The sequence below is a fragment of the Candidatus Photobacterium acropomis genome (genome assembly GCF_030685555.1).
GTDB classification, from domain to species: Bacteria; Pseudomonadota; Gammaproteobacteria; order Enterobacterales; family Vibrionaceae; genus Photobacterium; species Photobacterium lucens.
In genome coordinates, this window is record NZ_CP131608.1 from 1,139,443 (window position 1) to 1,165,683 (window position 26,241).

Sequence of the window (26,241 nt, forward strand, 5' to 3'; positions counted from 1 at the left end):
TTCAGTTAATAATGACTTCACTAATGGCTTGTTCGACGATATCTAAAGCACGAGCAAGCTCATTACGTTCAATAATCAATGGTGGGCTAAGTTGTAATACGTTCCCTTGCGACACTTTAAAGCTCAGACCGAGATCTAAGCAGCGATACAACACTTGCTCTGCTGCATCATAAGCACGTTGTTTAGTTTGCCTATCTGTGACTAGCTCAATGCCCCATAACAAACCTATCCCCCGTACATCACCAATAATTGGATAACCTTGCTGCATTTGTACTAAACGCTTCGACACGTAATCTTGATCTTGTTTAACTTTCTCAAGCAGGTTTTCCGTTTCAATCACATCTATGGTGGCAAGAGCAGCGGCACACCCAATCGGACTTTTCTCATGGGTATAATGTCCCAGCGATATATCAGCCGCTTGGTTATATTTATCCTTGGTGATCAAGGCTGCAAAAGGCACAACACCACCACCTAATCCTTTACCGATACAAAGCATGTCTGGCTCGATATCAAAAGCATGATGTGTAAACCAATGTCCTGTTCTTCCCATGCCGTTAGGAATGTCATCGATAATTAACATGACATTGTGCTTATCGCAGATCTCACGAACACGTTGCCAATAGGCTTTTGATGGCACTTGAACATCGGTGTTACGAAGCCCTTCGGCAATAAAAGCACCGATGCCACCTTCTTTTTCAATCACGTATTCAAGGTAATCGGCATAATGCACATCGCTATTGTCATCACGAGGAAAAGCGCCACGGTAAATCACAGGTGGCGGAATACGCTCAACGCCTGCCATTAGTGGCCCCATTCCTTGACGAAAACACGCTTCACCACCAACAGAGATAGCATCTAGTGATGCACCATGAAAAGAATCCCAAAGTGACACCACTTTTGAATTACCAGTTACCACTCGGGCAAGTTTTAACGCCATACCCACCACAGATGTTCCGCCGGGCGCAAACAACACTCGGTTTAACTCTCCACCAGCAATTTCTGTGAGTTTTTTGGCGCAATCAATCGCGGTTTTATGGGTAAATCGACGAGGAGCTAACGGCAGTTCAAGCAACTGCTGTTGAATGCTCGATAACACTTGAGGATGTCCATAACCCAATTGATGAACGTTATTACCATGAAAATCCATGTAACGTTTACCGCTAAGATCTTCAATATAAATCCCTTCCGCCGCAGCTAATACATTCATGCAAGGCGTGGACATGGATTGATGTAAGAAATATTGGCTATCTTGCTCTAACATAGCCTCGGTTTGCGGTGAATTTAGCGTTTGATACCACTGCTTTCTTGCCTCAGTCGTATTAGTATCGCCTTCACTGCGTAAATACATCGCATCGATAGGATGATGCGTCATTACGATGCCGCCTTTTGCCAGAACATAGTGCGACGAATAGCATCTATTAAACGGTATATATCGTCATTATGAACATCACCGATATTGCCAATACGAAAACAATCCGCATTCGACACCTTACCCGGATAAATCACAAAACCTTGTTCTTTAAGTAAGCGATAGAAGTGGTTGAAATCATAATCCGTATCGGTTGGAGAATAAAAAGAAGTAATGATCGGAGAATGAAGAGATTGAGGTAGTAAACAACGGAAACCTAATGCTTCCATTCCTTCAACTAATATGCGCTGATTAGTAACATAACGTTGATAGCGTGCCGCAACGCCACCTTCTTGTTCAAGTTCTAACATCGCTTGGTAAAAAGCGCGTACTGTATGTGTTGGAGAAGTAAAACGCCATTTACCATGATTTTTCTCCATACAATCCCATTGATCATACAGATCCAATGATAATGAGCGAGCTTGCCCCTGACATTTCAGCAGCTCATCGGTTTTAGCGATGACAAAGCCAAACCCCGGTACGCCTTGAATGCATTTATTTGCTGAACTGATCATAAAATCCACGCCCAACTCACCTAAGTCCATTGGAATACCACCAAAGCTCGACATAGCATCTAAGATCATGATCTTATTGCGAGGCTTTACCAGTTTACAAACAGATTCAATCGGATTGAGCATCCCTGTCGTGGTTTCACAATGCACCATGGCAACATGAGTAATTGCACTATCGCTATCAAGCAAAGCTGCAATATGTTCAAGATCTGGCTGCTCAACTTCACTTAACTCAATGACATGGTGATCAATCTTAAGATACTGTGCAATTTGACCAATACGTTTGCCATAAGCACCATTATTAATCACTAACAGTTTGCCATTCTCAGGCATTACTGTGCCTATAGTCGCTTCAACTGATGCACTACCACTGCCCTGCATTAATACTGAGGTGTAACCCTGATGCTGCGTTGCCAAAGCCACCAGTTTGGTACGGATCACTTCAACAATTTCTTTATTGTAATCATCATCCCACGTACACCAATCTTTCAACATCGCTTCACGAACAGTTTTAGTGGTTGTTAATGGCCCGGGTGTTAGTAGCAAGTATTGATTTGTCGAGTTTTCCATTTGACCCTCCATTTGGACTATACCAGATACGGAAACTATAACGACTTAAAAACGATACTGTAAATGCCCTAAGATAAGAGTTAATAAAAGATTCATACTTACCATTCTCCTGTAATACTTTTCACTCTGTGGGTCATATAAACCACATAAAACCGACTTTAAATTGCAACGAAGTAATCATCTAAGCGTCATAAACACACTCTAGCATCGTAATGGCTTACAAACTGGTACATACCAATAAAGTCATCTTGAGTAAGATTTAAATAATCATGGAGATACGATAATGAAGAACCGTTGGATGCTAGCCCCTCTTGCTGCTATCACCGCCCTTTCAGCTACTCACGCTTTTGCCGCAGAGGAACTAACGGTATACAGTGCGTTTGAAACTGACATGCTTGCGAAATTTAAAAATGGCTTCGAAAAAGCAAATCCTGATATCAAAATCAAATGGGTACGTGATTCAACGGGGATCATGACAGCTAAACTATTGGCTGAAAAAGATGCGCCACGTGCCGATGTGGTATGGGGCTTAGCTGGCTCATCAATGGCGTTGCTAAAAGAAAATGGCATCTTGAAACCGTATTCTCCAAAAGGCTTATCTGACGTCCGTCCATCACTGGTTGATCCTCAAAGTGATAAAGCATGGTTTGGTAACGATGCATTCTTTAATGCGGTTTGTTACAACGAAATCGTAGCGAAAGAGCTCGGTCTACCAAAACCTAAAACATGGCAAGATCTGCTAAAACCTGAATATCAAGGTCATATTGCAATGCCTAACCCCGCATCTTCAGGTACGGGTTATATGCAGGTTTCAGCATGGCTACAAACCATGGGCGATAAAGCAGGTTGGGAGTACATGACCAAGCTGGATAAGAACATCGATCACTACACACATTCAGGTTCTAAGCCTTGTGTACAGGCAGCACAAGGTGAAGTAGCCATCGGTATTTCTATGGCTATTCGTGGCGCAACACTTAAATCACAAGGTGCACCAATCGACGTTATCATGCCAAAAGGCGGCGTGGGCTGGGAAGCAGAAGCGGTTGGCCTAGTTAATGCAAATTCTGCAGCAGCGAAACGTCTAGTTGATTGGTCAATTTCAGCCGATGCAAACAAGCTATACAACGAATTCTACCCAATAGTCGGTCTTAAGTCAGAATCTAAGCCAGTGCCTAACTACCCAGATGTAGAAAAAGCCATGGCTAAATTAGATTTCTCGAAAATGGCTTCATCTCGTAAAGCTGTTTTAAAGACTTGGTCTGAAAAGTTTGACTCAAAATCTGAGCCAAAGTCATAGTCATATCCCCATCACAATTAAAGCCGAGCTGTCGACCACACTCGGCTTTTTCTTTTCGAATTTATTATTAACTGTCTTGTTAACGTCAAACTTATGTCATTGAAGTGTAACGCTTCAACACTAAATTTGGTATATACCAATTAGTATGAGTTAACATCATGAGTACTTATCTACAAATCGATAACATTTGTAAACATTTTGGACAATTCACCGCGTTAAAGAATATCTCTCTGGATATTCACAAAGGTGAATTCATCTGTTTTCTTGGCCCTTCTGGATGTGGTAAAACGACATTACTTCGTGCTATTGCCGGTATGGATATCGCTAGTTCAGGACGGATCACCCAAAATGGTAAAGACACCACCTTCCTCGCACCAGAAAAGCGTGATTTCGGCATTGTATTCCAGTCTTATGCGCTGTTCCCAAACCTTACTGTATCGGAAAATATTGCCTTAGGGTTACGCAACCAAGGTAAATCAAACCAAGCCGCCAATGACATAGTCACTCATTGGTTAGAATTAGTTGGCTTACCCAACTCTGGTCATAAATACCCAAGCCAACTCTCTGGCGGACAACAACAACGTATTGCACTTGCTCGTGCGTTAGCATTATCTCCGGGATTATTACTACTAGATGAGCCGCTCTCGGCACTTGATGCCAAAGTTCGTACCCATCTACGCGAAGAAATCTGCCGACTTCAACGCCAACTTGGTATTACCACGATTATGGTTACCCACGATCAAGAAGAAGCATTAGCCATGGCAGATCGTATTGTAGTTATGAATCACGGTGTAATAGAACAAGTGGGTACTCCTGAAGAAATCTATCAAAATCCTGCATCTCGCTTCGTTGCCGAGTTTGTTGGCAGCATGAATTTTATTGATGCATCTGTGGTCAGCAGCGAAAAAATCCGCATTGGCGAAACGCTACTGCCAACACCAGAAAGTACTCTTCAACGCGGTCAAAGAATCGAGCTAGGCCTACGCCCTGAAGATATTCATTTCACCGAAGATTACATGAAGTCAGAATCATCCATTCCTGTTCAAGTTGAAGATCTTGAATTTCAAGGCACTTATGTTCGTGCTAACTGCCGATTACAAAACTGCAATCCAGCCAAAAACATTAAAGTGGATGTGCCTATTAGGGAGCTTCGCCGCCTATCGATACAAGAAGGCCATTACCTTTTCGTAAACATCACTAAGCAATACACCCATATTTTTCAAGCTCAGTGATCTGACTCGTTAATAAAGGACTAATGATTATGGCTTCTCTACTTCCAGCTAACGTGGTGCAAAACAATACTCATGAAATTACCCCACTAAATTTGAGTACTCGCCTTACTATCGCGAAAAATGCCATTACAAAAAACAACCTTATCACGCTAGCGATATTACTGTTTATTCTGCTCATCATGGGCTTTTTCGTTATGGCTCCCCTGTTTTCCATGCTACAAAAAAGCATGCAAAATGATGCCGGACAATTCATTGGATTGGCAAATTTCGCAGAATATTTCTCATCATCATCAGTATGGCAATCTATAAGAAATACACTTTTTATTGGTATAACAGTCACCTCTCTTGTGGGGTTATTAGCCTTTGGCTATGCCTATGCGCTAACTCGAAGCTGTATGCCATTCAAAGGCTTATTTAGTATTTTAGGTACCGCTCCTATCTTAGCGCCTTCATTACTCCCTGCGATCAGTTTGATTTACCTACTCGGTAATCAAGGCATTGCAAAAGATTTACTGATGGGACACTCAGTTTATGGACCAGTAGGCATAACTATCGGCTTAACTTTTTGGTGTTTTCCTCACGCATTGATGATCATTAAAACATCATTACGTACTTCTGATGCCCGTTTATATGAAGCAGCAAAAGCGCTCAATACCTCTCCGATCAAAACTTTTTTTATCGTGACGTTACCGGGAGCAAAATACGGCGTGATCAGTGCGTTAATAGTGGTATTTACACTGGTTGTGTGTGACTTCTCAGTGCCTAAAGTTATTGGTGGTAGTTACAATATTTTAGCGACCGATATTTTTAAACAAGTCGTCGGCCAGCAAAACTTTTCAATGGGTGCAGTTACCAGTGTCGCCCTACTTGTACCAGCATTATTAGCATTTGTTGCCGACCGCTGGGTTCAGAAAAAACAAAAAGGGTTATTTGATTCTCGTTCAGTAGCGTATGTACCTAAAGCAAACTTTATCCGCGATGGTATATGTTTTCTGTTCTGTAGCGTTATTTGTCTAGCAATCATTACGATTATCGGTATGGCGATTTATGGCTCACTAGTGACCTTCTGGCCTTGGAATACCGCATTAAGCCTTCATAATTACAACTTTGAACAATTTAGTGCTTCTGGTTGGCAGCCTTATTTTAACTCGATTAAGTTAGGTGTGTTGGTGGCAATTTTCGGCACCATCACGATATTTATCGGTGCTTACTGTATTGAAAAAGGCCGCTGCGCAACCCCTTTGCGTCAACTACTTCAAATGTTTGCCATCATTCCTATGGCTGTACCTGGCATGGTATTAGGTCTAGGCTATATCTTCTTTTTCAATAATCATCATAACCCACTGACTGTGTTATACGGCACCATGACAATCTTGGTTATTAATACGGTAATGCACTATTACACTGTCGGTCACATGACGGCTATAACAGCATTAAAACAGCTGCCAGCCGAGATTGAAGCTATTTCAGCCTCGCTTAAACTACCGCAATACAAAGCGTTTTTTAAGGTGACGTTACCTGTCTGCGCACCTGCTATTTTAGATATTTTTGTTTACTTGTTTGTCAATGCAATGACGACAACATCTGCCATCATCTTCTTGTACTCTACAGATACTATGCCAGCATCCGTATCTGTTCTTAACATGGATGAAGCGGGTCAAACAGGCCCTGCTGCAGCGATGGCGGTAATGCTGCTACTGACCACTGCACTAGTTAAAATCAGTTACGTTGGTGGTAATAAACTACTTGAAAGCACCACCCAAGGTTGGAGAAAGCGTTAATTACATCAGGGCTAGTTCAACTAGCCCTCTTTTTATTCACTACGTTCTAAGTGTCACCACTGATTAATAGTGGTATAACAAACAGATACATTGAATACTAATCGTCGATAATAGAGAGTAATCAAGTGCAATACTTAAAGATCAAGGAAGCGATTTACGAACAAATTGAGTCAGGACAGTTAGGTGCAAAACTGCCCTCTGAAAGAAAATTAGCTGAATTGTTTAACACTACACGTATTACGCTACGTGAGGCTTTATCTTTACTTGAATCGGAAGGAAAGTTGTTTCGCGAGGATCGTCGAGGCTGGTTTATCTCACCACAACCATTAATTTATGATCCAACCAATACGACTGAATTTCCAGCCATGGCAATGGCGCAAGGTCGTACTCCCCGTTCGGAATTACTCTCAGCTGAATTAGTCAAACCCAATAAACAAGTGGCACAACTACTACACACTTCAACTGAAGATGAGCTATACCGAATAAAGCGTTTACGTTATTTAGATAATCGTCCTGTCGTTGTGGTGACCAACTACATCTTACCGTCATTTTTTCCAAACTTACTGGAAACGGACTTTACCCATTCCTTGAGTATTGTTTACCGTGAGCATTTCAATCGTATATATACAAAAACGCGCTATCGCGTGAGCACAACATCATTGACGGGCTCAACAGCGACAGCGCTGCGTGCAACGGCAGGAAGCCCTGCTATGTTTGTTGAACGTTTAAACTACGATCAATTCGATAACCTGATCGACTGTGACTTTGAATACTGGCGACATGACGCTATTTGTATTCAGTCTCTAGCCACCTTAAAGCATATTTAGTGGATCACACTAACAGCATCAAGTTTTTCTTTCAGCGCTTGATCGTACTCATCTAACCATGCATAACGTTCACGGTACATCTTGCGCTTTGGACGTTTAATGTCTTCCATAGCACGACGCTCAGTGTGTAATGGCAATGCATAAAATGATTCATCATACTCCTCACCATTATGCTCTTGCCATAACTGATCATAATTTAAATTAATGGATGAGCCTTTTTTACCGTAGCGTTTTGCCATGTACACATGGGCACTATTTTTCACCGCATAAATATGGTCAATCCCCATATCATTAGCAAACAAACGCAGTGTTTCGACCATGAACGACTTAGGCCTTAAACCAAAAATAGCTTTGGTAAATAAGCGACTAAAGCCATTATCGTTATTACCACCCTGCATACAGCCGATATAAATATTGTTATCTACAACAGTAAAGGCAATCGCATAATAACGGTTATCTTCGCTATCTGTTAATAGCAGAGCAAGCTCTCCTTCACGGCGGTAGGTATGATCAAAACTCAGTTTTACTTGATAGCTTTTCTCATCAATTGTAAAACTGTAAAGCTCCAATTCATCGCTGTAAATGATGTGTCTAGCTTCTTCAGAGAAGTGATCTTCCATCCAGCAATAATGCTTTTTTAAAACGTCAACAATCTGATTTTTAGAAAAGCATGTTGCCAAATAAGGCTTAGTAAAACGCATCAAAAATTCAGGTTGTTGCTCTAACACTTCTTTTCTTTGCGTAGCAGAGAAATACTGAGATAACTCTTTATATTGGCGAGAATATAACATTGCTCTCATCGCATATTTTGCGATAGATAATGCTTTCCCTCTTTTTTTATCACTGTAAGCTAATTTAGCTGACTTTATTATACTCATATGGCAACCTTTATCTTATTCACAATGATTGTATACGAAATACCAATAAAGAATAAATAATAGAATTTTATTTTGTATATCGAATTATCTTCACTAAATACGTGATGAAAGGTAGTATTTGCAGTTGATTATGATGAGTGGAGAAATATCATGGAAAAATTAATGCCATACCTTGCTAAATTCGCCTTCGGTGTCTCTATGATGATGTTTGTCTTAGGCGGTGGCATGGCACTATATGCCGCATTTTATGGCTAATTTACGTTATAAACGTAAGCCACCATCAACCTCTAAAATACGACCAGTGAAGTAATCATTCTCAATAATGTACTTCACTGTGTGCGCAATATCTTCAGGAGCACCCATACGCTCTAGAGGAACTGAAGCTTTTAACGTCTCTAGTATTTCAGGCTCTAATTGCTCCGATAGCGGTGTATCAATTAAACCAGGGGCAATAGCTGCAGCACGAATACCATACTTCGCCAGCTCTTTTGACCAACCGACAGCCATTGTTGCTACCGCTGATTTTGATGCAGCGTAGTTGGTTTGACCAAATGTACCTGCGCGCGCAATACTCGAAATATTAATGATCACGCCTTGTGATTCGGTTGCAATCATCTTTTCAGCCGCTTCTCGGCCACATAAGAAAGTGCCTGTTACGTTCACATCCATTACGGTTTGGAACTGTTCTAGAGGCATTTTGCTTAAAGTATTATTTTTTCCACAAACCAGTAAGCCATCATCAAGAATGGCAGCATTGTTAATCAGTACATTGATATGACCAAAGTCTTCAGCAATACGATTGAATGCCTGTACAACTTCATCTTCGTTGGTTACATCTGCTTCATACACCATTGCTTTACTATTTAGCATATGACACTGATCTTGAGTTTTACGCAATCCTACTGAATTAATATCAATGAGGGCTAATTGAGCACCCATTTGGGCTAGAGTTACAGCCATCATCTGACCTAGACCTTGGCTGGCGCCAGTAACGACAACAACACTACTCTCAATTTCCATTCATGACTCCTAGTTAAAATAAGACTTTTGACCATAATACTTTAACGTATCAAGTTGCATTGCTCTAATCCTATTGATAAAAACTAAGTTATTATAAATAGTTACCTACTATGAGAGATAACAAGTGGATTTTTATTCTCAAGCCATGTAGACGCAAACATTTGCTCTATTAAACTTTCATCTACTGTATCAACGGATGAATATAACCATTGCGGTTGATGATCTTTATCTATGAGTTGCGCTCGTACACCTTCTTTGAACTCACCGACTAAGCCACAATTAACGGAGAGCCCTAGCTCCATATTTATACATTCAAGTAAAGATGCATCTTTATAATCACGCAACTGTTTAAAACAGATATGTGCAGTGATTGGACTTCCGGCATTTAAATTCTGTTTAGCTGTTTCAATCCAACCGCCTAGCCCATCGATAGAGTTAATTTGCTCAATAATAATAGAGAGTGACTGTTGCGAACAGGCTGCTTGAATTTGGGCATAGTACGGAATGAGTTGATTTGCCGGTAATCTATCTTCGTCGTTAATTTCATATTCAGCGAGGATCATCGAAACAGCATGGCTAGCCACTTGCTGTCTCTCATCTTTATCTAACGATGTTGACCATGCATGCTGCAGTAACTTCTGTTCAATCTTATTCAAGGATGAGCCATCGATAATATGTTCAATCATCTTTAAATCACGGGCATCAACGGCATTCACATGAGAACCCGTTAACCCTAAAAACAGTCCAATCCCATTCGGTAACTGATTTAAAAACCACGTAGCCCCTACATCAGGATACAAACCAATGCTAATTTCAGGCATCGCTAATAAACTATTCGGCTGGGCGACTCGGTGACTGGCACCTATATACAAACCTAAGCCGCCACCCATAATAAAGCCATGCCCCCATGCAATAATCGGCTTGTTATAGTTATGAATGAGGTAGTTACAACTGTACTCAACGGTAAAATATTCCGTTAAAAATGGCTTTGCGATATGGCTATCAACTTCTGCCAATGGAATATTCGGTGGTGTATCAAGCTGATTGAGAACAGGATCATTATTCATGGCGTAATACATACTGCGTACATCACCACCAGCACAAAAAGCCCGTTCACCCACTGACTTTATGATCACAGCAACAATGCTTTCATCGTCATACCAAAGCTGTAAATATTGATGAAGGGTTTTATGCATATTCAAGGTTAATGCATTTAACGACTCTGGGTTATCAAGCTCAAGCACCCCAATGTTATGCCCATCAACGCAACGTAAATAAGATACATTCACGACCCCTGTCATACTTCACTCCTTACATTAACGACTAATCGACAGACTTCACATCGACTTCAATGGCAATGGCAAGTGCTTCACCACCACCAACACAAACAGCAGCAATGCCTTTCAGTGTTTTGGTTTCACCATTGCTTTTCGCATTATTTACAGTTTTTGCTTTATGGCATAATGCGTGGGTCAAGGTCACCACGACTCTTGCACCTGTTGCGCCAATCGGATGCCCTAAAGCACATGCCCCACCATTAATATTGACCCTGTTTGGATCAATCCCAAGCTGATCAATTGCCACTAATGTCACCACTGCAAAGGCTTCATTTATTTCCCATAAATCCACTTCATCAATAGACCAATTAAGATCATCTAATAACTGACGAATGGCATGAATAGGTGCGATGGTAAATTCGTCCGGTGAACGACTATGAGAAGCGTAACCTTTTATCATCGCCAATGGATATAAACCTTGGCGGCGAACATGCTCAGCTTCCATTACCACTAAGGCTGCAGCCCCATCACCGATTGCGCTTGAAGATGCTGCTGTGATAGTGCCTTGCTCACCCGCTAAGGCAAACAATGGCGGCAATGTTGGTATTTTTTGAGGATCCACTTCATTAGGGTGCTGATCTTTTTCTACCATCACTAACGCTTTTTTAGTCGAAACTGTAATGGGTACAATTTCAGCTTTAAAAGCATGATGACTTTCCGCATGAACCGCATGATTAATAGAGCGTACCGCCCATGCATCCATGCGCTCTTTTGATACATCGTATTTGTTTGCTGTTTGCTGCCCGTAAATTCCCATCAAATGTCCATCATAAGCATCTTGCAGACCATCAAAATACATATGATCTAATACCGCTTTATGGCCAATACGCATCCCACTTCTGCTATCGGTCAGCAAGTAAGGTGCGTTGCTCATACTCTCCATCCCACCAGCAACAGCGGTACGAATAGAGCCAGCTTTGATCATATCGCAAGCAAGAAACAGGGCTTTTAACCCAGAACCACACACTTTATTAATCGTCACACAAGAAACTGAATGCGGTAACTTCGCCTTCAATGCAGCCTGACGAGCAGGAGCTTGTCCAACACCAGCCGTTAATACACACCCCATGAAAACTTCATCAATCAGCTCAGCAATACGTTCGTATTCAATACTACCAATGTGTGAAATAGCATTATCTTGAAGCGCCATCCGCTTTACATCTTGCAGTGCTGATTCAATGACAATGCCACCTAGTTGAGCCGCTGAAAACTGGCTTAAATCGCCTTGAAAGCTGCCAATTGGCGTTCTTTTGGCTGCAACGATCAGGATATCCTTACTCATACAATTCACCTCATCAGTCAATGTATCGCACTGGCTTTAACGAGAATATCGGGTGATTTCTTGACGCTTTTGTAAGCATAGCACTAACATTTACGTAAACGTTAAGAAACATATGTACAGATTGTCGCTCGCAAAATCACCACCCTGATTAACCGACAATATCGCTATGTACCCAAGTAATATCAAAATACTTGGTTCAATATGAATGACTTGGGTATGTACGTGCTGTCTAACGTTACAGGAGACAACATGTGATGACTTTTAAAATCAGTGAACTTGCCAATGAGTTCCAAGTCACTCCACGCAGTATTCGCTTTTACGAAGACATGGGACTGCTCTCGCCCAAACGAGATGGTGTTAATCGCATATACGGACGACGCGATAAAACCCGCCTAGCCCTTATTCTCAGAGGAAAACGTCTTGGCTTTTCCCTGCAAGAAATTGGCGAGTTATTCAGCCTTTACGATGATCACAAAAGCCATGATCAATTAATCACCATGATCGATATCATCGAGCAAAAACAACAACTACTCATCCATCAACGTAAAGATATTGATGTCACTCTCAATGAATTAGAAAGAGCTAAAAAACGCTGCCAACGAGCATTAATTAAAGCAGATATTCATAAATAACCACCTAATAACGATCGGTTTTCGTTAAGGAGGCTGGCATGCATAACTTATATACCTCTCTTAATTTCGACTTAGGCGAAACAGCAAATATGCTGCGTGAGCAAGTGAACCTCTATGCTTCAGAACATGTTGCCCCTCTTGCCAGTCAGATTGATTGCGACAACCAATTTCCTTTTCATTTATGGCAATCATTAGGCGAAATGGGCTTGCTTGGGGTTACCGTCAATGAACAATACGGTGGCGCAGATATGGGGTATTTAGCCCATGTGATCATCATGGAAGAATTAAGCCGAGCATCCGCATCAGTTGGCTTAAGTTATGGTGCTCATTCAAACCTTTGTGTGAATCAAATATTTCGCAATGGTAACGATGAGCAAAAGCAAAAGTACCTCCCGAAGTTACTCACCGGAGAGCATGTTGGTGCCCTAGCCATGAGTGAAGTCAATGCCGGCTCTGATGTGATGAGCATGCAATTAAAAGCCGAACAGCATGATGATCACTTTGTGCTTAATGGCAATAAAATGTGGATCACCAATGGCCCTGAAGCCAATACCCTTGTGGTGTATGCTCGCACCGATGACAACGCCATTACTGCTTTTATTATTGAGTCACAGTTTGAAGGATTCTCAACCGCACAAAAGCTCGATAAGTTAGGTATGCGAGGTTCTAATACCTGCGAGTTGGTCTTTATTAATTGCCACGTTCCCAAACAAAACGTGCTAGGTGACATCCATCATGGTGCCAAAGTACTGATGAGTGGATTGGACTATGAACGCGTTGTACTGGCAGCAGGCCCTTTAGGTATTGCCCAAGCCTGCCTCGATCTTGTTATCCCTTATATTCACGAACGAAAACAGTTCGGAAAAGCCATTGGTGAGTTCGAGCTTATCCAAGCCAAAGTTGCCGACATGTACACCCAGCTCAATGCCGCTCGCAGCTATGTTTATACCGTTGCTAAAGCTTGCGATCGTGGTGAAGTCACACGTAAAGATGCCGCTGGCGTGATTTTGCTCAGTGCAGAACTAGCAACGAAGATGGCGCTAGAAACCATTCAAATCCTTGGGGGAAACGGCTATATCAATGATTATCCCGCAGGTCGATTATTACGCGATGCCAAACTCTATGAAATTGGTGCAGGTACATCTGAAATACGACGCATGCTAATAGGACGTGAATTGTTCGCAGAATCAGCACGCTAAGGATCAAGCGATGGCACAGCTCACTTCAAAAATAGACACTTCCAGCCAGTTGTTTATCAACAATCAAGCCAACATGCAGCAACTGGTGGATGACTTAAACTTGCAACTGACCAACATCAAACAAGGTGGTGGTACAAACGCACAGGAACATCAGCAGAAACAAGGCAAACAAGCGGTCAGAGAGAGAATCAAACAACTACTCGATAGTAATTCAACTTGGCTTGAGATTGCGCCTTATGCCGCATTGAATGTCTATAAAGAACCTGTGCCTTGCGCTGGGGTTGTCGCTGGGATTGGTTATGTCCACCAGCAAGCTTGCATGATCATTGCCAATGATCCTTCCGTTAAAGGCGGCACCTATTTCCCTCTCACTGTTAAAAAACACCTTAGAGCACAAGAAATTGCCGAAAAATGCCAGCTTCCATGTATTTACTTAGTCGATTCTGGTGGTGCGAATTTACCCTACCAAGCCGACGTTTTTGCCGATCGCGATCACTTCGGGCGTATCTTTTTCAACCAAGCGCAAATGTCAGCCAAAGGTATTCCACAAATAGCAGTGGTGATGGGGCTATGTACCGCAGGTGGCGCTTATATACCTGCTATGGCGGATGTTTCCATCATGGTCAAAGATCAAGCCACCATTTATTTAGCAGGCCCTCCCCTTGTTAAAGCCGCAACAGGCGAAGAAGTCACAGCACAAGAACTAGGTGGTGCTGACGTTCATTGTAAAAAATCAGGACTTGCTGATTATTACGCCAATGATGAAAAACATGCGTTAGATCTTGCTCGTGAAGCCATTGCTAGTTGTCATTATTCATCTAACTGTTCATCACAAACATCGCCAAATTTAAATACTTATTCACCTAAATACCCAATCGACGATCTTTACGGCATTGTCGGCACTAATGTCCGTATTCCATTTGATATAAAAGAAGTTATCGCACGTTTAGTTGATGATTCTCACTTTGACGAATTCAAAGCTATGTTTGGTAATACTCTTGTATGTGGTTTTGGCAACATTGATGGCTATCCAATTGGGATCATTGCCAATAACGGCATTCTATTTTCAGAATCAGCCCAAAAAGGTGCGCACTTTGTTGAGTTATGCTGCAAACGTAAAATTCCGCTATTGTTTTTGCAAAATATTACTGGGTTCATGGTAGGGAAAAGAGTTGAAGCGGAAGGCATTGCCAAACATGGAGCAAAAATGGTGATGTCCGTTGCCTGTGCCAATGTGCCTAAGTTCACCGTGATCATCGGTGGCTCATATGGTGCGGGTAATTACGGCATGTGCGGACGCGCTTATGATCCCACCTTGTTATGGATGTGGCCTAATGCACGAATTTCAGTAATGGGTGGTGAGCAAGCGGCCGCTGTTTTATCTCAAGTCACACAAGCTATTCGCAAGCGTGAAAACAAACCTTGGACAACAGAAGATGAACACGCGCTTAAACAACCGATTTTAGATTTATACGAAGAGCAAGGTCATCCTTATTATGCCAGTGCTCGACTGTGGGATGACGGCATTATCGATCCTAAAGATACCCGCAAAGTATTAGCACAAGCATTAGCCATAGTGCATCACTTACCGATCCCCGACACCCAGTTTGGGATATTTCGCATGTAGTGCTGAGGTCATCATATGAATACACAGCCCACTGTATTAGTTTCTGTTTCTAAAACGGGTGTTGCTACACTCACTTTAAATCGAGCAGAGAAATCCAACGCGTTTGATCCCGAGATGATCACAGCGCTCCTCACAGCACTTGATCAACTTAAAACACAAAACAACATTCGCTGCTTAATACTCAATGCTAACGGCAAACACTTTTCATCAGGTGCTGATCTTAACTGGATGAAAAGCATGGCATTAAAAACAGAGGCTGAGAATAAACAAGATGCAGCACAACTTGCCGCATTACTCGATAGGCTATATCGCTTTCCAGCGCCAACCATAGCCATTGTTCAAGGATCTGCTTTTGGTGGCGCACTCGGTTTGATCTGCTGTTGTGACATTAGTATTGCCACTCCACAAGCAAAATTCTGTTTAAGCGAAGCTAAACTAGGGTTAGTACCTGCAACCATTGCGCCCTATGTCTGCCGAGCGATGGGAGTAAGACAAGCACAACGCTACATGCTCACTACTGAATTAATCACAGCAACGACAGCGCAAACATTGGGGATTGTTCATTTAATTAGTGACGATATCAAGCAGCAAACACAGCAGATCATTAATGTATTACTCAATAACAGCCCGAACGCTTTACGCACTATCAAACAGCTATGCCAACAGTGCGAAAACAAAACTATCGACCAAACACTTATTACTTATACCAGTGACTTAATTGCTCACATTCGTTGTACCCCAGAAGCACAAGAAGGCATACAAGCCTTTTTTGAGCAATCACAGCCAAGCTGGAGTATTCGCCATGACGACAAAGATCACTAATCAACTCAAAGAAAAACTACCGAAACAGGTGACGATATTTGAGGTAGGACCTCGTGATGGCTTACAAAATGAGCCTCACCTCGCCTCACTTGGCAATAAAGCGACAACGCTAAAAATTGAGTTAATTAATGCGCTCAGTGAAACTGGATTACGCCATATCGAATCAGGCGCCTTTGTCTCACCGAAAATGATCCCCACCATGGCAGATTCAAGCTTAGTCATGTCACAAATAAGCAGGCAACCTCAGGTTTGTTATTCCGCATTAACGCCAAATCTTAAAGGACTAGAAGCAGCTATCAATGTAAATGCTAATGAGATTGCAATTTTTACCTCTTGTTCGGAAACCTTTACCCAAAAAAACATCAACGCCAGTATTAGCGAAAGTATCAAACGCTTTGAACCTGTTATCACTGTTGCCCACCAGCATTTGATCCCTATTCGCGCCTACCTTTCCTGCGTAATGGATTGCCCTTATGAAGGAAAAACGTCTACAGCACAAGTCACCAGCATTGCGCAAACCTTGATTGATATGGGCTGTTATCAAGTCTCGTTAGGTGACACCATCGGCACAGGCACACCATTACGGGTGGCTTACTTACTAGAAGAAATGCAAAAGCAGATCGCAGCAACAGCCATTGCGGTACATTTTCACGACAGTTACGGGCAAGCCTTAGCGAATATTTACCAAGCTTTGCTGATGGAAATTACCACTATTGATAGCAGTGTGGCAGGATTAGGAGGATGTCCTTATGCGCCAGGCGCTAGCGGCAATGTAGCCACAGAAGATGTACTCTATTTGTGCCAAGAGCTAGGAATTGAAACAGGTGTTGATCTAAAAAAAATGACCGCCATCGGTCATCGTTTTTGTCATCAATTAGGGATACGCTCACACACCAAAGTAGGTATTGCAATGGCGCATCCCCAATAATCTTATTCTGCGTCTCTTCGCATTCGCTCTTCAGATTCCAACTCGTTCACCGCATCCCACAGTTGCTGTTCACGAATTCGTTGACGCTCCAAATTAGCATTAATACCATCGACAACTTGTTGATCTAAAGGACCTAAATAATTATCAGCACAGTCATGGAAAATACTTCTAAATTCTTCCATCGTGGGTAATCGATTATTATTTTCTTCAAAGTTATCAAAAATATCGTGCACTTTAACCGACATATCCCGCTTGATGCTATCTAGCTCTGAACTATCCATATACTCCCTCGATTGCATTCGGTTTCATATACTTGCAATAACAGATCTATTAAAAATCGTCATTTATATCTAAATCTAATAGTAAATATTTTAAAGGCAAGTCACAAAATACAGTAACCATAACCCATACAACTCAAAAGCGATTGATATACTCAGCACAACAATAATATCCTATTTCGGAGGCTGGTAATCACAAAATCCTTTTCAGTATAGTGTGGTTACACAATATTCAGATGATGATTTAGTGATAAATATATAACAACTGAGACAATTGTTTTTATTGGCACACTATAATCACATTAAGAGCGCCTCTATCAGTAATAAAGTAATATCTGGATTCTCACAACATTTGGATCTAAGGTACTGAATTCAGAAAGGAAGCTTGAATACTTTGAAATCGTTAATCCCCTTTAAAACATTGCAAAAGCAATTATATTTACCCGTTTGCTTCCTCTCGATTATCCCTAGTATTAGTCAAGCAGAGCAAAATACCGTTGCAAATAGCGAATCACCCCAAACTGTTAGCGAACAATCTGTCAGTGATGCAGAACAACATAACTCCTTTGCTGATTGGGTTGATAACTCTCATCAAAGCTTAACTGAGACTGTTCACAACATTGGTGAATACCTTGATGAAAGCCTAGCCAAAGATGAAGACGAGTCAGATCTAGTAAACCGCAGTTACTTACGGATCCGTAATCGCTCAATTTACTCCTACCGTGGCAAGTTAGATAACGAATTTAAAGTCTACTTCAAACTTGATTTACCCCACGTCAAGCGAGACTGGAAACTGATCATCGACTCCGAACCAAGTGACTTTGATAGTCTTGAAAGTAAGCAACGTGGAATTACAACAGGCAGTAAAAACACATCTGGTGATACTGTTGGTGCATTCCGCCTTCAAGATACTCAGTTTGGTAACTGGCACACTGATTTTGATATCGGTATTAAATTAAAACTGCCGCTCGATCCGTTTACCAAAGCTCGTTTTACTCGTGTCGATCCCATCAGTGAAAATTGGACATCTCAGTTAGAGCAACAATTCTTTTATTACCATTCAAAAGGGCTTGGCTCACTTAGTAAGCTAAGTGGTTATTACGCACTAAACCCTGAAGAATCAAAGATCTTCAAAACGACAACCAGTGCGCAATATTTAAAAGAAGATGACAAATGGGAATTACTACAACAATTTGAGATATTCCATCGTTACAATGACAAGGTTCTTTTTGAATACTCAACAGGTGTGAGTGCAGATACCGGTGAAGATAAAGAAATCACTAACTATTGGGTATCAGCAACATGGAATAAGCGTATTTACAAGCATTGGCTTTACTTAGGTGTACGCCCACAGCTCGAGTTTCCTCGAGAATACAACTACCACCCTAACCCGGGGATCATGATTGAATTGGAAATGTTCTTCTCGAAAAACAGAAAGATTGATCGTCTAGGTCGTTATATTCCAAAACCAACCACGCCAGAATCACAAGACTAACTCACCCACATAACGATGAAGCAGTCCACTTGCTTCATCGTTATCATCAAAATATGAACAGTTGCACAAAAATATCCCCTACTAGTTTAACCACTCGATTAATTGCCATAATTTAACAATTAATAAACATATTGGTTTGGGGGTGTATTATGTTTCATCTTAAGAAAATGATCTTCTCTATACTGTTCAACTTTTATCAGTTCTTCACACTTAGCTACCCACTATGGTTAATGCTCTCATCCATTGGCGTAACCATCGGCGTTATCTTATTGCTATCTGGTGGACATCACTTTGAACAAGGTATTACTGCTATCAGTTGTTTTAGCCTAATTAGCTTATACCTCATCACACTTAAACACTTTTATTCACAACTGCTTAATTGGAGTGATACCCGTACATCACAAGAAATTATTGTCAATTTGCGCTAATTCTAATCATCATTTATAAAATATGCACAGAGCATCACAATTCGACTTATTTTATTCTTATTGAGTATTTTGTTATAATATAACTCTAACAAGGACACATACACTTTTCTGCAACTACTTGAAAAGTGTGTGATTATATAAATGAGAATATTATGAAAAAGATTTTAGCTTTAGCCGGTCTTGCTTTATTGACTTCAGCTTGTGCAACACAAACGCCACCACCTGAACCTCAGGTGATCACTAAAGTAGTTAAGCAAAATACAGCTCCAGTAGAAAAAAAAGGCTACGATGACGGCTGTAAAGATGCGATGAAAGCACAGTTTCTACCAACTAAAGAAATCGTTGATAGCTACGACAAAGTAAGCCAAGCCGCTTACCTAAAAGGTTGGGAAATGGGTTATCGCCGTTGTGTTGTTGGTCTTGGTCCAGTAAAAATCAATAGCACAATGCCAGCAGGTCAAACTCACTAATTCCTGCTTTAGGGGCGTGACCAATACGCCCCTTTCAACCCCAATTCCAATGCCTTTTCTTCAATCTCTGTTCCCACAAAACGTCTCTAATCACACTATTTATCATCAAAAATCAGCGTATTATTTATTGATATATAAGTTCGCATTCTGCCTATTCAAGACAGATATACCCAATGAGGCGCAGATGAATATCTTAGCAATTCCCGGCAAAATGCCAGCAACAGAACTTTGGCTAAAACAAATTATTGATAACCTTGATTGGAACGACCAACCAGCTACACTACATAAATTTAGCGCATGGGATAACAATCAAGAATTTGATATCAAAACAGAAATCGAACACCTACCTAACGGGCATTACGATATCCTGATCACCAAATCAATCGGAACATTAATTGCCTTAAACGCCCAACCAAACATCACTTGGGATCGCTTAATCTTTATTGGTGTCGCCTTATCTTTATATGATGACGATGATAAGAAAAAACTCACCGCTTTAACCCAAACAACAACGCCAACTTTAGTTATCCAAGAAACCAGTGATCCCTTTGGTAGCTTCAACGAACTAAAAACATTACTTGGAAATAGTGATAACGTGACATGTATTGAAGTGGCTGGCGAGCATCATCAATACAAAGATACCCACCAAATTGCACAAATCATTAAAGACTGGGAACAGTAAATAGAACATGGGCGAGCTAGCTAATCATCTCGCTCATTAAAATTACATCTGGCTCGCTTGCTCTTCAATCCGTTTTACCAAACCTGATGGTAATTGCAGCGATTGTGCTAGCGCATCTAGATAAGCGCGTTCTAAGAAATGATCAACATCGATAGCTAATAAGGTTACTAAATACACTTCTGATGCTTGTTCTAGTCCAGTGACCTGTTTAGCTAACATTTGTGGATCTAATGGCGCATTTAGCCAACGTACAATCACATTTTCAATATCGTGATTGATTCCGTTATCTAACATCCACTGTGTTATCGTTGCTTTCTCTTGCTCATCAATATGACCATCTGATTTCGCTGCAAATATCATCGCCTGTACTAACAGATCTTGATTAGTCTTAAGCATGGTTGCTTGTTGGCTAGCAGGCTGACTTTCCATTGCAACATTAGACGCATGGGAAGATTCTTGTGACCACTTTTTATAGGCTTGATATGCAACAGTACCAATGACGGCAGTACCACCAATCACCGCAGCTTTACCACCGTATTTCTTTGCTAATTTACGGGTTTTCTTATTTCCTAATAAAGCACCGACTAAACCACCAGCCGTCGCCCCTTTTAATAAATCAGCAGAACTTGAACCAGAAGCTGACTTCCCCTTCTCCATATAATTACTAGCTTGATTGATAAGTTGATCAAATAAACCTTTCATCGGCATTCTCCGTAACAAGGGCATAACTTGATACTATGAAAAATAGCTACGTTTATATAGGGCTGAAACGTAAATGAGTGTAAACAGCTCAATGATAATGGCTTATTCATAATACTGGATTACAAATAAAAAGAGAGCCAACAGGCTCTCTTATATTTCGATTCTATTACAATACGTATAGCACTTTGATTACATGCCAACCAAACTTAGTTTTGACCGGCTCTGGGATCAAACCTCGTAGATTGTTGTTCTTCATTTTTAACGCTTGGCTAGTGCTGATTGCTTTGCCAGAAAATACTGCTTTATCAAACTGCGGTACCATTGCACCTTTGCGGAATTCACCTAAATCACCGCCTTTCTTTCCTGATGGACACGTTGAGTGTTTCTTAGCGAGATCTTGAAATTTTGCACCTTTTTTTAGCTGCTCTAGAATGTCGTCAGCCAATTCTTTGTGTTTAACCAAAATATGAAGTGCGTGTGCGCTAGAAGCCATGGTGCGTTACCTGTTTCGATTACTCTTTATGGCGCGAGATTTTGCGACAAATACGCCCAACTAGCAAGCCATTCACCAAAATTGAATAAAACATCAACACTTCTAGAGCTGGATAATTAGACAGCTATAACTGGATCATAGTTTTACAATAAAAGCCTAAATATTTAACGACTTACCCCTGTTTACAACGTTATCATAATGGCTGTCATTCACTTTCCATTCATGCTTGCTACGTTACAGTTATAAATATGAAAATACGTCATAGATATTTATATATAATCGGACTTCTCGGTTCGTTAACCTTTGCAGCTATTGCTGCTCCTAGCGTTAGCGACGATGAACATCACGATGATGTAATGACAGCCGTAGAAAAAGGGCTTATAAAGCCTTATTCAGCGCTTCAACATAAAGTTTCACAACAGTTATCTGCACGCATAATTAAAGTAGAGCTCAACGAAGATAATGGTGAGTGGATCTATGAACTAAAACTGATTGATAGTGAAAACAATATAATAAAAGTTGAATATCAAGCTCAATCCTTGCAAATGTTACAAATAAAAGGACGACATTTAGAAAATGTCATCAAGGCTCCAAAATGAAAATTCTTGTTGTAGAAGATGAAGTAACCCTTGGCGAACAAATTATCGCAGGGTTAGAACAAAGTGGTTGGGTAGCAGAGCTATCGTGTGATGGTATCGATGCGCTATACCGTGCAACGTCTGAACCTTGGGATGCCATTGTTCTCGACTTAGGCTTACCTAAATTAGACGGTATTACGGTTTTAAAAGGGATCCGTGAAGAGAACGTTAACTGCCCAGTGGTAATTTTAAGTGCCCGTAATGAGTTAACTCAGCGAGTTGATGGCTTAAACGCGGGTGCTGATGATTACCTTACCAAACCTTTCCAAATGGTTGAATTAGTTGCACGTGTACGTGCGCAACTTCGTCGTTCTACCGGTAACGCCTCCCCTGTAATTCAAGCTGGTGATTTAAGCCTTGATACCCGTACCTCTAAAGTGACGTGGCAAGGTCAGTTAGTCGATCTTACTGCGCTTGAATTCAAAGTATTATCTTATTTAATGCACAACACTGATAAAGTGATTTCTCGTACTGAGTTGGTTGAGCATATCTATAAACAAGATTTTGATCGCGACTCAAATACCATTGAAGTCTTTATTGGCCGTATTCGTCGTAAGATCGGCAATGATGTCATTAAGACTGTTCGTGGTCTTGGATACCGGATCAATGCTAGCTAACAAACGTAAGAAAGGTCAGCCGAGTATTCGTAATCGCCTATTAAGTGCCGCTGCAATTTGGCTCATGGCGATTATCTTAACGGCTGGCTATCTTGTTCCGAGTTTCATTAAAAACTACCTTATTGAACAAGAAAAAACCCAGCTATACCTTTACTTAGATCAAATTACGGCATTAGTTGATATTGATGCCCATGGACGAGTTTACCTTGATGGTCGACTATCAAATCCACGCTTTAACTCCCCTTACAGTGGTTTGTATTGGTCGCTAAAGCTCAATAACCAACATCTGCGTTCTCGTTCTCTGTGGGATACCACGATTTCAGGTAGCAATGACGATGGTTATCATGGGCCAAATAATCAATCGCTAATTGTTGTTAAACGTAAGTTCTTATTGCCTGACAGTGATTATCCGGTTGAGCTTTCTGTTGCGGTTAACCAAGATCGCTTACTTAAAACGCTGCAACAATTAACCCGTGGTTTATGGTTGATCTTAACCATCATGGCGATTGGTATTTTAGCGTTAACGACACTGCAAGTAAGTTGGTCATTATGGCCTCTACGTAAACTGCGCCGTAATTTAAAATTGGTACGTGAAGGGAAATCGACAGAACTAACAGGGCTGTACCCAGTAGAAATTCAGCCTGTTATTGATGATTTGAATGCTCTGCTGTTTCACTATCAAGAGTTACTACTACGAGCTCGGAATCACTCTGGTAACTTGTCGCATGCATTAAAAACACCCATTGCGATTTTGAACAATGAAGTAGCACTGCTTGATGAGTCAACTAAAGCGAAACTTGTACCTGCGCTAGAACAGTTACAACAGCATATTGACTATCATTTAGGTCGCTCACGTATGGCTGGTGCGGTCAATATTTTAGCTGCTAAAACTGCGGTTTCTAGCCGTGTTGATGCTATATCATTGGCAATGGACAAAGTGTATGCCAATCGTGACATCATTTTAGTGAATGAACTCGAAAGTGATGTGATGGTAGCGGTTGAAAGTAGCGATCTAGATGAAATGATCGGTAACTTAATCGAAAACAGTTACAAATGGGCAAACTCTTTAATTCGTGTTTACCAAGAACCGAATAAGAATAAACAAGAAGTGACCCTTGTTATTGAAGATGATGGTATCGGTATTGCCGAAGAGAAATGTAAACAAGTGCTCAAACGTGGTGTGCGTTTAGATGAAAGTACCCCAGGTACAGGGCTAGGACTTAACATTGTTAATGAATTGGCTCACAGCTACCGTGGTGATTTGATCTTAAGCCGAAGCCAACGTGGTGGATTAAAGGCAAGTCTAATTTTACCTTCCCCTCGAAATTGAAAAAACCCTGCTAGTTACTGGCAGGGTTAAACACACTCATTTCGCAAAATCAAATTGACCCACCAAACCATACACCAGGATTTGATGATAGTTATAAATCACGCATTAAGATTTCATAATCTTCCTGCGCAGATTCAATCAGGTGTTCAAGCTCTTTCGCGTCTTTGTTGCTAAGATCTAACTGCCAATTGACTTTTGATTCATCTCGGCAGACTAATAATGTTTTAGTTCCGGTTTTGCTAAACCATAATTGCGAAAACTCAGCCTCTTGCTCTGCGTTCTCCTCAAGAATGTTAACGCGTAACTTTCCCGTGGGGATCACACTAATATGAGCATGCCGCTGCTTTTTACCTAGCAAGGTAAAGTCTCGTTGTTCCACTAACATCACATCGTCCTCCTAGTGTGGCCTACTCTGAGTCACTTCAACAACTGTACAATAAACAACCGACCCTTTAAGTGTAGATGGTTTACACAATATATTTTGTGAGAATCTCGTATAAATCAAAATGTCATTAAATGCGTTTTAAACATAACGCTATCAGATGCTTAATAACAAGATGTAACTACTATAGAAAGCAAATACTACACGGTGATATATTAAAAAAAACGCAACAGGAAGCTAATAATAAATGATAGATTTTCGCTCTGATACTGTAACTCGCCCGTCAACAACCATGCGCCAAGCAATAGCCAATGCCCCTGTCGGGGATGATGTTTATGGTGACGATCCAACCGTTAACGATCTAGAACAATATGCTGCCGAGCGTCATGGCTTTGAAGCGGCACTATTTTGTAGCTCAGGCACTCAAGCTAACTTGCTTGGCTTAATGGCACACTGTGAACGTGGTGATGAATATTTATGTGGGCAGCAAGCACATAACTACAAGTTCGAAGGTGGCGGTGCGGCTGTTTTAGGTTCAATTCAACCTCAGCCGATTGAAAATGAGCCTGATGGTACTTTACCCTTAACCAAACTTAGCGCAGCCATTAAACCTATCGATCCTCACTTTGCTCGTACCAAGCTACTTAGCCTTGAAAACACCATTAACGGCAAAGTCCTACCACTAGAATACATTCAGCAAGCACGTGAGTTTGTTAACCAACACGGTTTAAAGCTTCATCTTGATGGCGCTCGTATTTATAACGCAGCAGCAGCATTGAATATAGATATTTGTGAGATCGTTAAATACTTCGATTCCTTTACTATCTGTTTATCAAAAGGACTTGGTGCGCCAGTGGGATCTTTACTACTTGGTGATAAGGCACTGATTGCGCGTGCACGTCGCTGGCGTAAAGTGTTAGGTGGTGGCATGCGTCAGGCAGGTATTTTAGCTGCCGCTGGTAAAATCGCCCTGACTGAAAATACAGCACGTTTAGTTGATGATCATACTAATGCGAAATACCTTGCAGAGCAGCTCAATAATGTCGAAGGTTTTGCGGTAAACCTTGCGCGTATTCAAACCAATATTTTATTTGCAAAAGTTGATGAATCTATCGATCAAACAGCATTAGTTGAACAATTAAAACAACAAGGCATTTTGATCTCAGCTGGCAACCCAATGCGTTTTGTCACCCACTTAAATATCAGTAAAGAAGACATTGATCGCTTTATTACGGTATTAAAAGCGACACTGTAACTAAATACCGTCGGCTTTTCTTATAATAAACAACAGAGACAAGCCGACGCTATCTTAAACAATAACGCAGAATGATAACCTTCCTTTCCCCCTAACGCCCACCCAGTATTCCCCCAACA

The 26,241-nt window shown here is 41.1% G+C and carries 28 protein-coding genes; 18 read left to right on the forward strand and 10 right to left on the reverse strand.

Annotated elements, in window-relative coordinates; translation table 11 throughout:
* Position 1 precedes the first annotated feature (1 nt).
* On the reverse strand, positions 2 to 1,372 hold the full coding sequence (locus Q7657_RS05135) for an aspartate aminotransferase family protein (protein WP_107165872.1): 1,371 nt from the start codon (positions 1,370 to 1,372) through the stop codon (positions 2 to 4).
* Positions 1,372 to 2,490: a 2-aminoethylphosphonate--pyruvate transaminase gene (phnW, locus tag Q7657_RS05140; protein ID WP_107165873.1), complete on the reverse strand. Its 1,119-nt coding sequence runs from the start codon at positions 2,488 to 2,490 to the stop codon at positions 1,372 to 1,374. The genes Q7657_RS05135 and phnW overlap by 1 nt, the downstream gene beginning before the upstream one ends.
* A 283-nt stretch (positions 2,491 to 2,773) precedes the next feature.
* On the opposite strand from phnW, the gene Q7657_RS05145 reads away from it, so the two are divergent.
* The 4 genes from Q7657_RS05145 to phnR all read left to right on the forward strand — a co-directional run bounded on the left by Q7657_RS05145 (position 2,774) and on the right by phnR (position 7,627).
* Entirely contained in the window at positions 2,774 to 3,787 is a 1,014-nt protein-coding gene (locus Q7657_RS05145) for a putative 2-aminoethylphosphonate ABC transporter substrate-binding protein (protein ID WP_107165874.1), read from the forward strand.
* 158 nt (positions 3,788 to 3,945) lie between these two features.
* Positions 3,946 to 5,019 (forward strand): putative 2-aminoethylphosphonate ABC transporter ATP-binding protein, encoded by a 1,074-nt coding sequence (locus Q7657_RS05150; protein ID WP_107165875.1) that lies wholly within the window; start codon positions 3,946 to 3,948, stop codon positions 5,017 to 5,019.
* A 29-nt stretch (positions 5,020 to 5,048) separates the two neighbouring features.
* Positions 5,049 to 6,800: a putative 2-aminoethylphosphonate ABC transporter permease subunit gene (locus tag Q7657_RS05155; RefSeq protein WP_107165876.1), complete on the forward strand. Its 1,752-nt coding sequence runs from the start codon at positions 5,049 to 5,051 to the stop codon at positions 6,798 to 6,800.
* 125 nt (positions 6,801 to 6,925) lie between these two features.
* Positions 6,926 to 7,627 carry a phosphonate utilization transcriptional regulator PhnR gene (gene phnR / locus Q7657_RS05160; RefSeq protein ID WP_107165877.1) on the forward strand — a complete coding sequence of 234 codons (702 nt, stop codon included), beginning with the start codon at positions 6,926 to 6,928 and terminating at the stop codon, positions 7,625 to 7,627.
* On the opposite strand, the gene Q7657_RS05165 is transcribed toward phnR, so the two are convergent.
* Complete coding sequence (locus tag Q7657_RS05165) at positions 7,624 to 8,505, reverse strand: VirK/YbjX family protein (RefSeq protein WP_107165878.1); 882 nt, start codon at positions 8,503 to 8,505, stop codon at positions 7,624 to 7,626. The two genes, phnR and Q7657_RS05165, sit on opposite strands and share 4 nt — an antisense overlap.
* A 150-nt stretch (positions 8,506 to 8,655) precedes the next feature.
* On the opposite strand from Q7657_RS05165, the gene Q7657_RS05170 reads away from it, so the two are divergent.
* Entirely contained in the window at positions 8,656 to 8,760 is a 105-nt protein-coding gene (locus tag Q7657_RS05170; RefSeq protein ID WP_042117731.1) for a hypothetical protein, read from the forward strand.
* Positions 8,761 to 8,766: 6 nt separating this feature from the next.
* Here Q7657_RS05170 and Q7657_RS05175 read toward each other — a convergent pair whose 3' ends face one another.
* The 3 genes from Q7657_RS05175 to Q7657_RS05185 all read right to left on the reverse strand — a co-directional run bounded on the left by Q7657_RS05175 (position 8,767) and on the right by Q7657_RS05185 (position 12,144).
* Positions 8,767 to 9,525: an SDR family oxidoreductase gene (locus Q7657_RS05175; RefSeq protein WP_107165879.1), complete on the reverse strand. Its 759-nt coding sequence runs from the start codon at positions 9,523 to 9,525 to the stop codon at positions 8,767 to 8,769.
* A 101-nt stretch (positions 9,526 to 9,626) separates the two neighbouring features.
* On the reverse strand, positions 9,627 to 10,826 hold the full coding sequence (locus Q7657_RS05180) for an enoyl-CoA hydratase/isomerase family protein (RefSeq protein WP_107165880.1): 1,200 nt from the start codon (positions 10,824 to 10,826) through the stop codon (positions 9,627 to 9,629).
* A 22-nt stretch (positions 10,827 to 10,848) separates the two neighbouring features.
* Positions 10,849 to 12,144, reverse strand: coding sequence for a thiolase family protein (locus Q7657_RS05185; RefSeq protein WP_107165881.1), 1,296 nt, complete (start codon positions 12,142 to 12,144; stop codon positions 10,849 to 10,851).
* Between the two features lie 251 nt (positions 12,145 to 12,395).
* Between Q7657_RS05185 and Q7657_RS05190 the strand changes: the two genes are divergently transcribed.
* Genes Q7657_RS05190 through Q7657_RS05210 form a run of 5 tightly spaced genes read left to right on the forward strand, consistent with a single transcriptional unit; the run spans position 12,396 to position 17,352 of the window.
* Positions 12,396 to 12,776: a MerR family transcriptional regulator gene (locus tag Q7657_RS05190; RefSeq protein WP_045062217.1), complete on the forward strand. Its 381-nt coding sequence runs from the start codon at positions 12,396 to 12,398 to the stop codon at positions 12,774 to 12,776.
* A gap of 38 nt (positions 12,777 to 12,814) precedes the next feature.
* Positions 12,815 to 13,975, forward strand: coding sequence for an isovaleryl-CoA dehydrogenase (locus tag Q7657_RS05195; RefSeq protein WP_107165882.1), 1,161 nt, complete (start codon positions 12,815 to 12,817; stop codon positions 13,973 to 13,975).
* A 10-nt stretch (positions 13,976 to 13,985) separates the two neighbouring features.
* Positions 13,986 to 15,602: a carboxyl transferase domain-containing protein gene (locus Q7657_RS05200; protein ID WP_107165883.1), complete on the forward strand. Its 1,617-nt coding sequence runs from the start codon at positions 13,986 to 13,988 to the stop codon at positions 15,600 to 15,602.
* Positions 15,603 to 15,617: 15 nt separating this feature from the next.
* The gene (locus Q7657_RS05205; RefSeq protein WP_498826413.1) at positions 15,618 to 16,424 is read left to right on the forward strand and encodes an enoyl-CoA hydratase-related protein; all 807 of its coding nucleotides are present in this window, start codon (positions 15,618 to 15,620) and stop codon (positions 16,422 to 16,424) included.
* Positions 16,405 to 17,352 carry a hydroxymethylglutaryl-CoA lyase gene (locus tag Q7657_RS05210; RefSeq protein WP_107165885.1) on the forward strand — a complete coding sequence of 316 codons (948 nt, stop codon included), beginning with the start codon at positions 16,405 to 16,407 and terminating at the stop codon, positions 17,350 to 17,352. Before Q7657_RS05205 ends, Q7657_RS05210 begins: the two co-directional genes overlap by 20 nt.
* Before the next feature lie 2 nt (positions 17,353 to 17,354).
* On the opposite strand, the gene Q7657_RS05215 is transcribed toward Q7657_RS05210, so the two are convergent.
* Positions 17,355 to 17,633, reverse strand: a complete 279-nt coding sequence (locus Q7657_RS05215; RefSeq protein WP_053989178.1) for a hypothetical protein — start codon at positions 17,631 to 17,633, stop codon at positions 17,355 to 17,357.
* Positions 17,634 to 18,024: 391 nt separating this feature from the next.
* On the opposite strand from Q7657_RS05215, the gene Q7657_RS05220 reads away from it, so the two are divergent.
* From Q7657_RS05220 to Q7657_RS05235, 4 genes are all read left to right on the forward strand, one after another.
* Positions 18,025 to 19,125: a hypothetical protein gene (locus Q7657_RS05220; RefSeq protein ID WP_107165886.1), complete on the forward strand. Its 1,101-nt coding sequence runs from the start codon at positions 18,025 to 18,027 to the stop codon at positions 19,123 to 19,125.
* Positions 19,126 to 19,274: 149 nt separating this feature from the next.
* Positions 19,275 to 19,553 carry a hypothetical protein gene (locus tag Q7657_RS05225; RefSeq protein WP_107165887.1) on the forward strand — a complete coding sequence of 93 codons (279 nt, stop codon included), beginning with the start codon at positions 19,275 to 19,277 and terminating at the stop codon, positions 19,551 to 19,553.
* Positions 19,554 to 19,705: 152 nt separating this feature from the next.
* A complete protein-coding gene (locus Q7657_RS05230) occupies positions 19,706 to 20,023 on the forward strand; it encodes a hypothetical protein (protein ID WP_053989181.1) in 318 nt (105 codons plus the stop codon).
* Between the two features lie 184 nt (positions 20,024 to 20,207).
* The gene (locus Q7657_RS05235; protein ID WP_107165888.1) at positions 20,208 to 20,705 is read left to right on the forward strand and encodes an alpha/beta family hydrolase; all 498 of its coding nucleotides are present in this window, start codon (positions 20,208 to 20,210) and stop codon (positions 20,703 to 20,705) included.
* Between the two features lie 42 nt (positions 20,706 to 20,747).
* Here Q7657_RS05235 and Q7657_RS05240 read toward each other — a convergent pair whose 3' ends face one another.
* The gene (locus Q7657_RS05240) at positions 20,748 to 21,407 is read right to left on the reverse strand and encodes a tellurite resistance TerB family protein (RefSeq protein WP_107165889.1); all 660 of its coding nucleotides are present in this window, start codon (positions 21,405 to 21,407) and stop codon (positions 20,748 to 20,750) included.
* A gap of 166 nt (positions 21,408 to 21,573) precedes the next feature.
* Entirely contained in the window at positions 21,574 to 21,900 is a 327-nt protein-coding gene (locus Q7657_RS05245) for a peptidylprolyl isomerase (RefSeq protein WP_045062305.1), read from the reverse strand.
* Positions 21,901 to 22,148: 248 nt separating this feature from the next.
* Here Q7657_RS05245 and Q7657_RS05250 point away from each other — a divergent pair, with 248 nt between their 5' ends.
* Genes Q7657_RS05250 through Q7657_RS05260 form a run of 3 tightly spaced genes read left to right on the forward strand, consistent with a single transcriptional unit; the run spans position 22,149 to position 24,485 of the window.
* Positions 22,149 to 22,499 (forward strand): PepSY domain-containing protein, encoded by a 351-nt coding sequence (locus Q7657_RS05250; protein ID WP_107165890.1) that lies wholly within the window; start codon positions 22,149 to 22,151, stop codon positions 22,497 to 22,499.
* Positions 22,496 to 23,155: a response regulator transcription factor gene (locus tag Q7657_RS05255; RefSeq protein WP_023935160.1), complete on the forward strand. Its 660-nt coding sequence runs from the start codon at positions 22,496 to 22,498 to the stop codon at positions 23,153 to 23,155. Before Q7657_RS05250 ends, Q7657_RS05255 begins: the two co-directional genes overlap by 4 nt.
* Positions 23,145 to 24,485, forward strand: coding sequence for a sensor histidine kinase (locus Q7657_RS05260; protein ID WP_107165891.1), 1,341 nt, complete (start codon positions 23,145 to 23,147; stop codon positions 24,483 to 24,485). The genes Q7657_RS05255 and Q7657_RS05260 overlap by 11 nt, the downstream gene beginning before the upstream one ends.
* A 91-nt stretch (positions 24,486 to 24,576) precedes the next feature.
* Here the strand turns inward: Q7657_RS05260 and Q7657_RS05265 are convergent, their stop codons facing one another.
* Complete coding sequence (locus Q7657_RS05265; RefSeq protein WP_053989186.1) at positions 24,577 to 24,870, reverse strand: hypothetical protein; 294 nt, start codon at positions 24,868 to 24,870, stop codon at positions 24,577 to 24,579.
* A gap of 244 nt (positions 24,871 to 25,114) precedes the next feature.
* Between Q7657_RS05265 and ltaE the strand changes: the two genes are divergently transcribed.
* The gene (gene ltaE / locus Q7657_RS05270) at positions 25,115 to 26,122 is read left to right on the forward strand and encodes a low-specificity L-threonine aldolase (protein ID WP_107165892.1); all 1,008 of its coding nucleotides are present in this window, start codon (positions 25,115 to 25,117) and stop codon (positions 26,120 to 26,122) included.
* Positions 26,123 to 26,241: the final 119 nt, after the last annotated feature.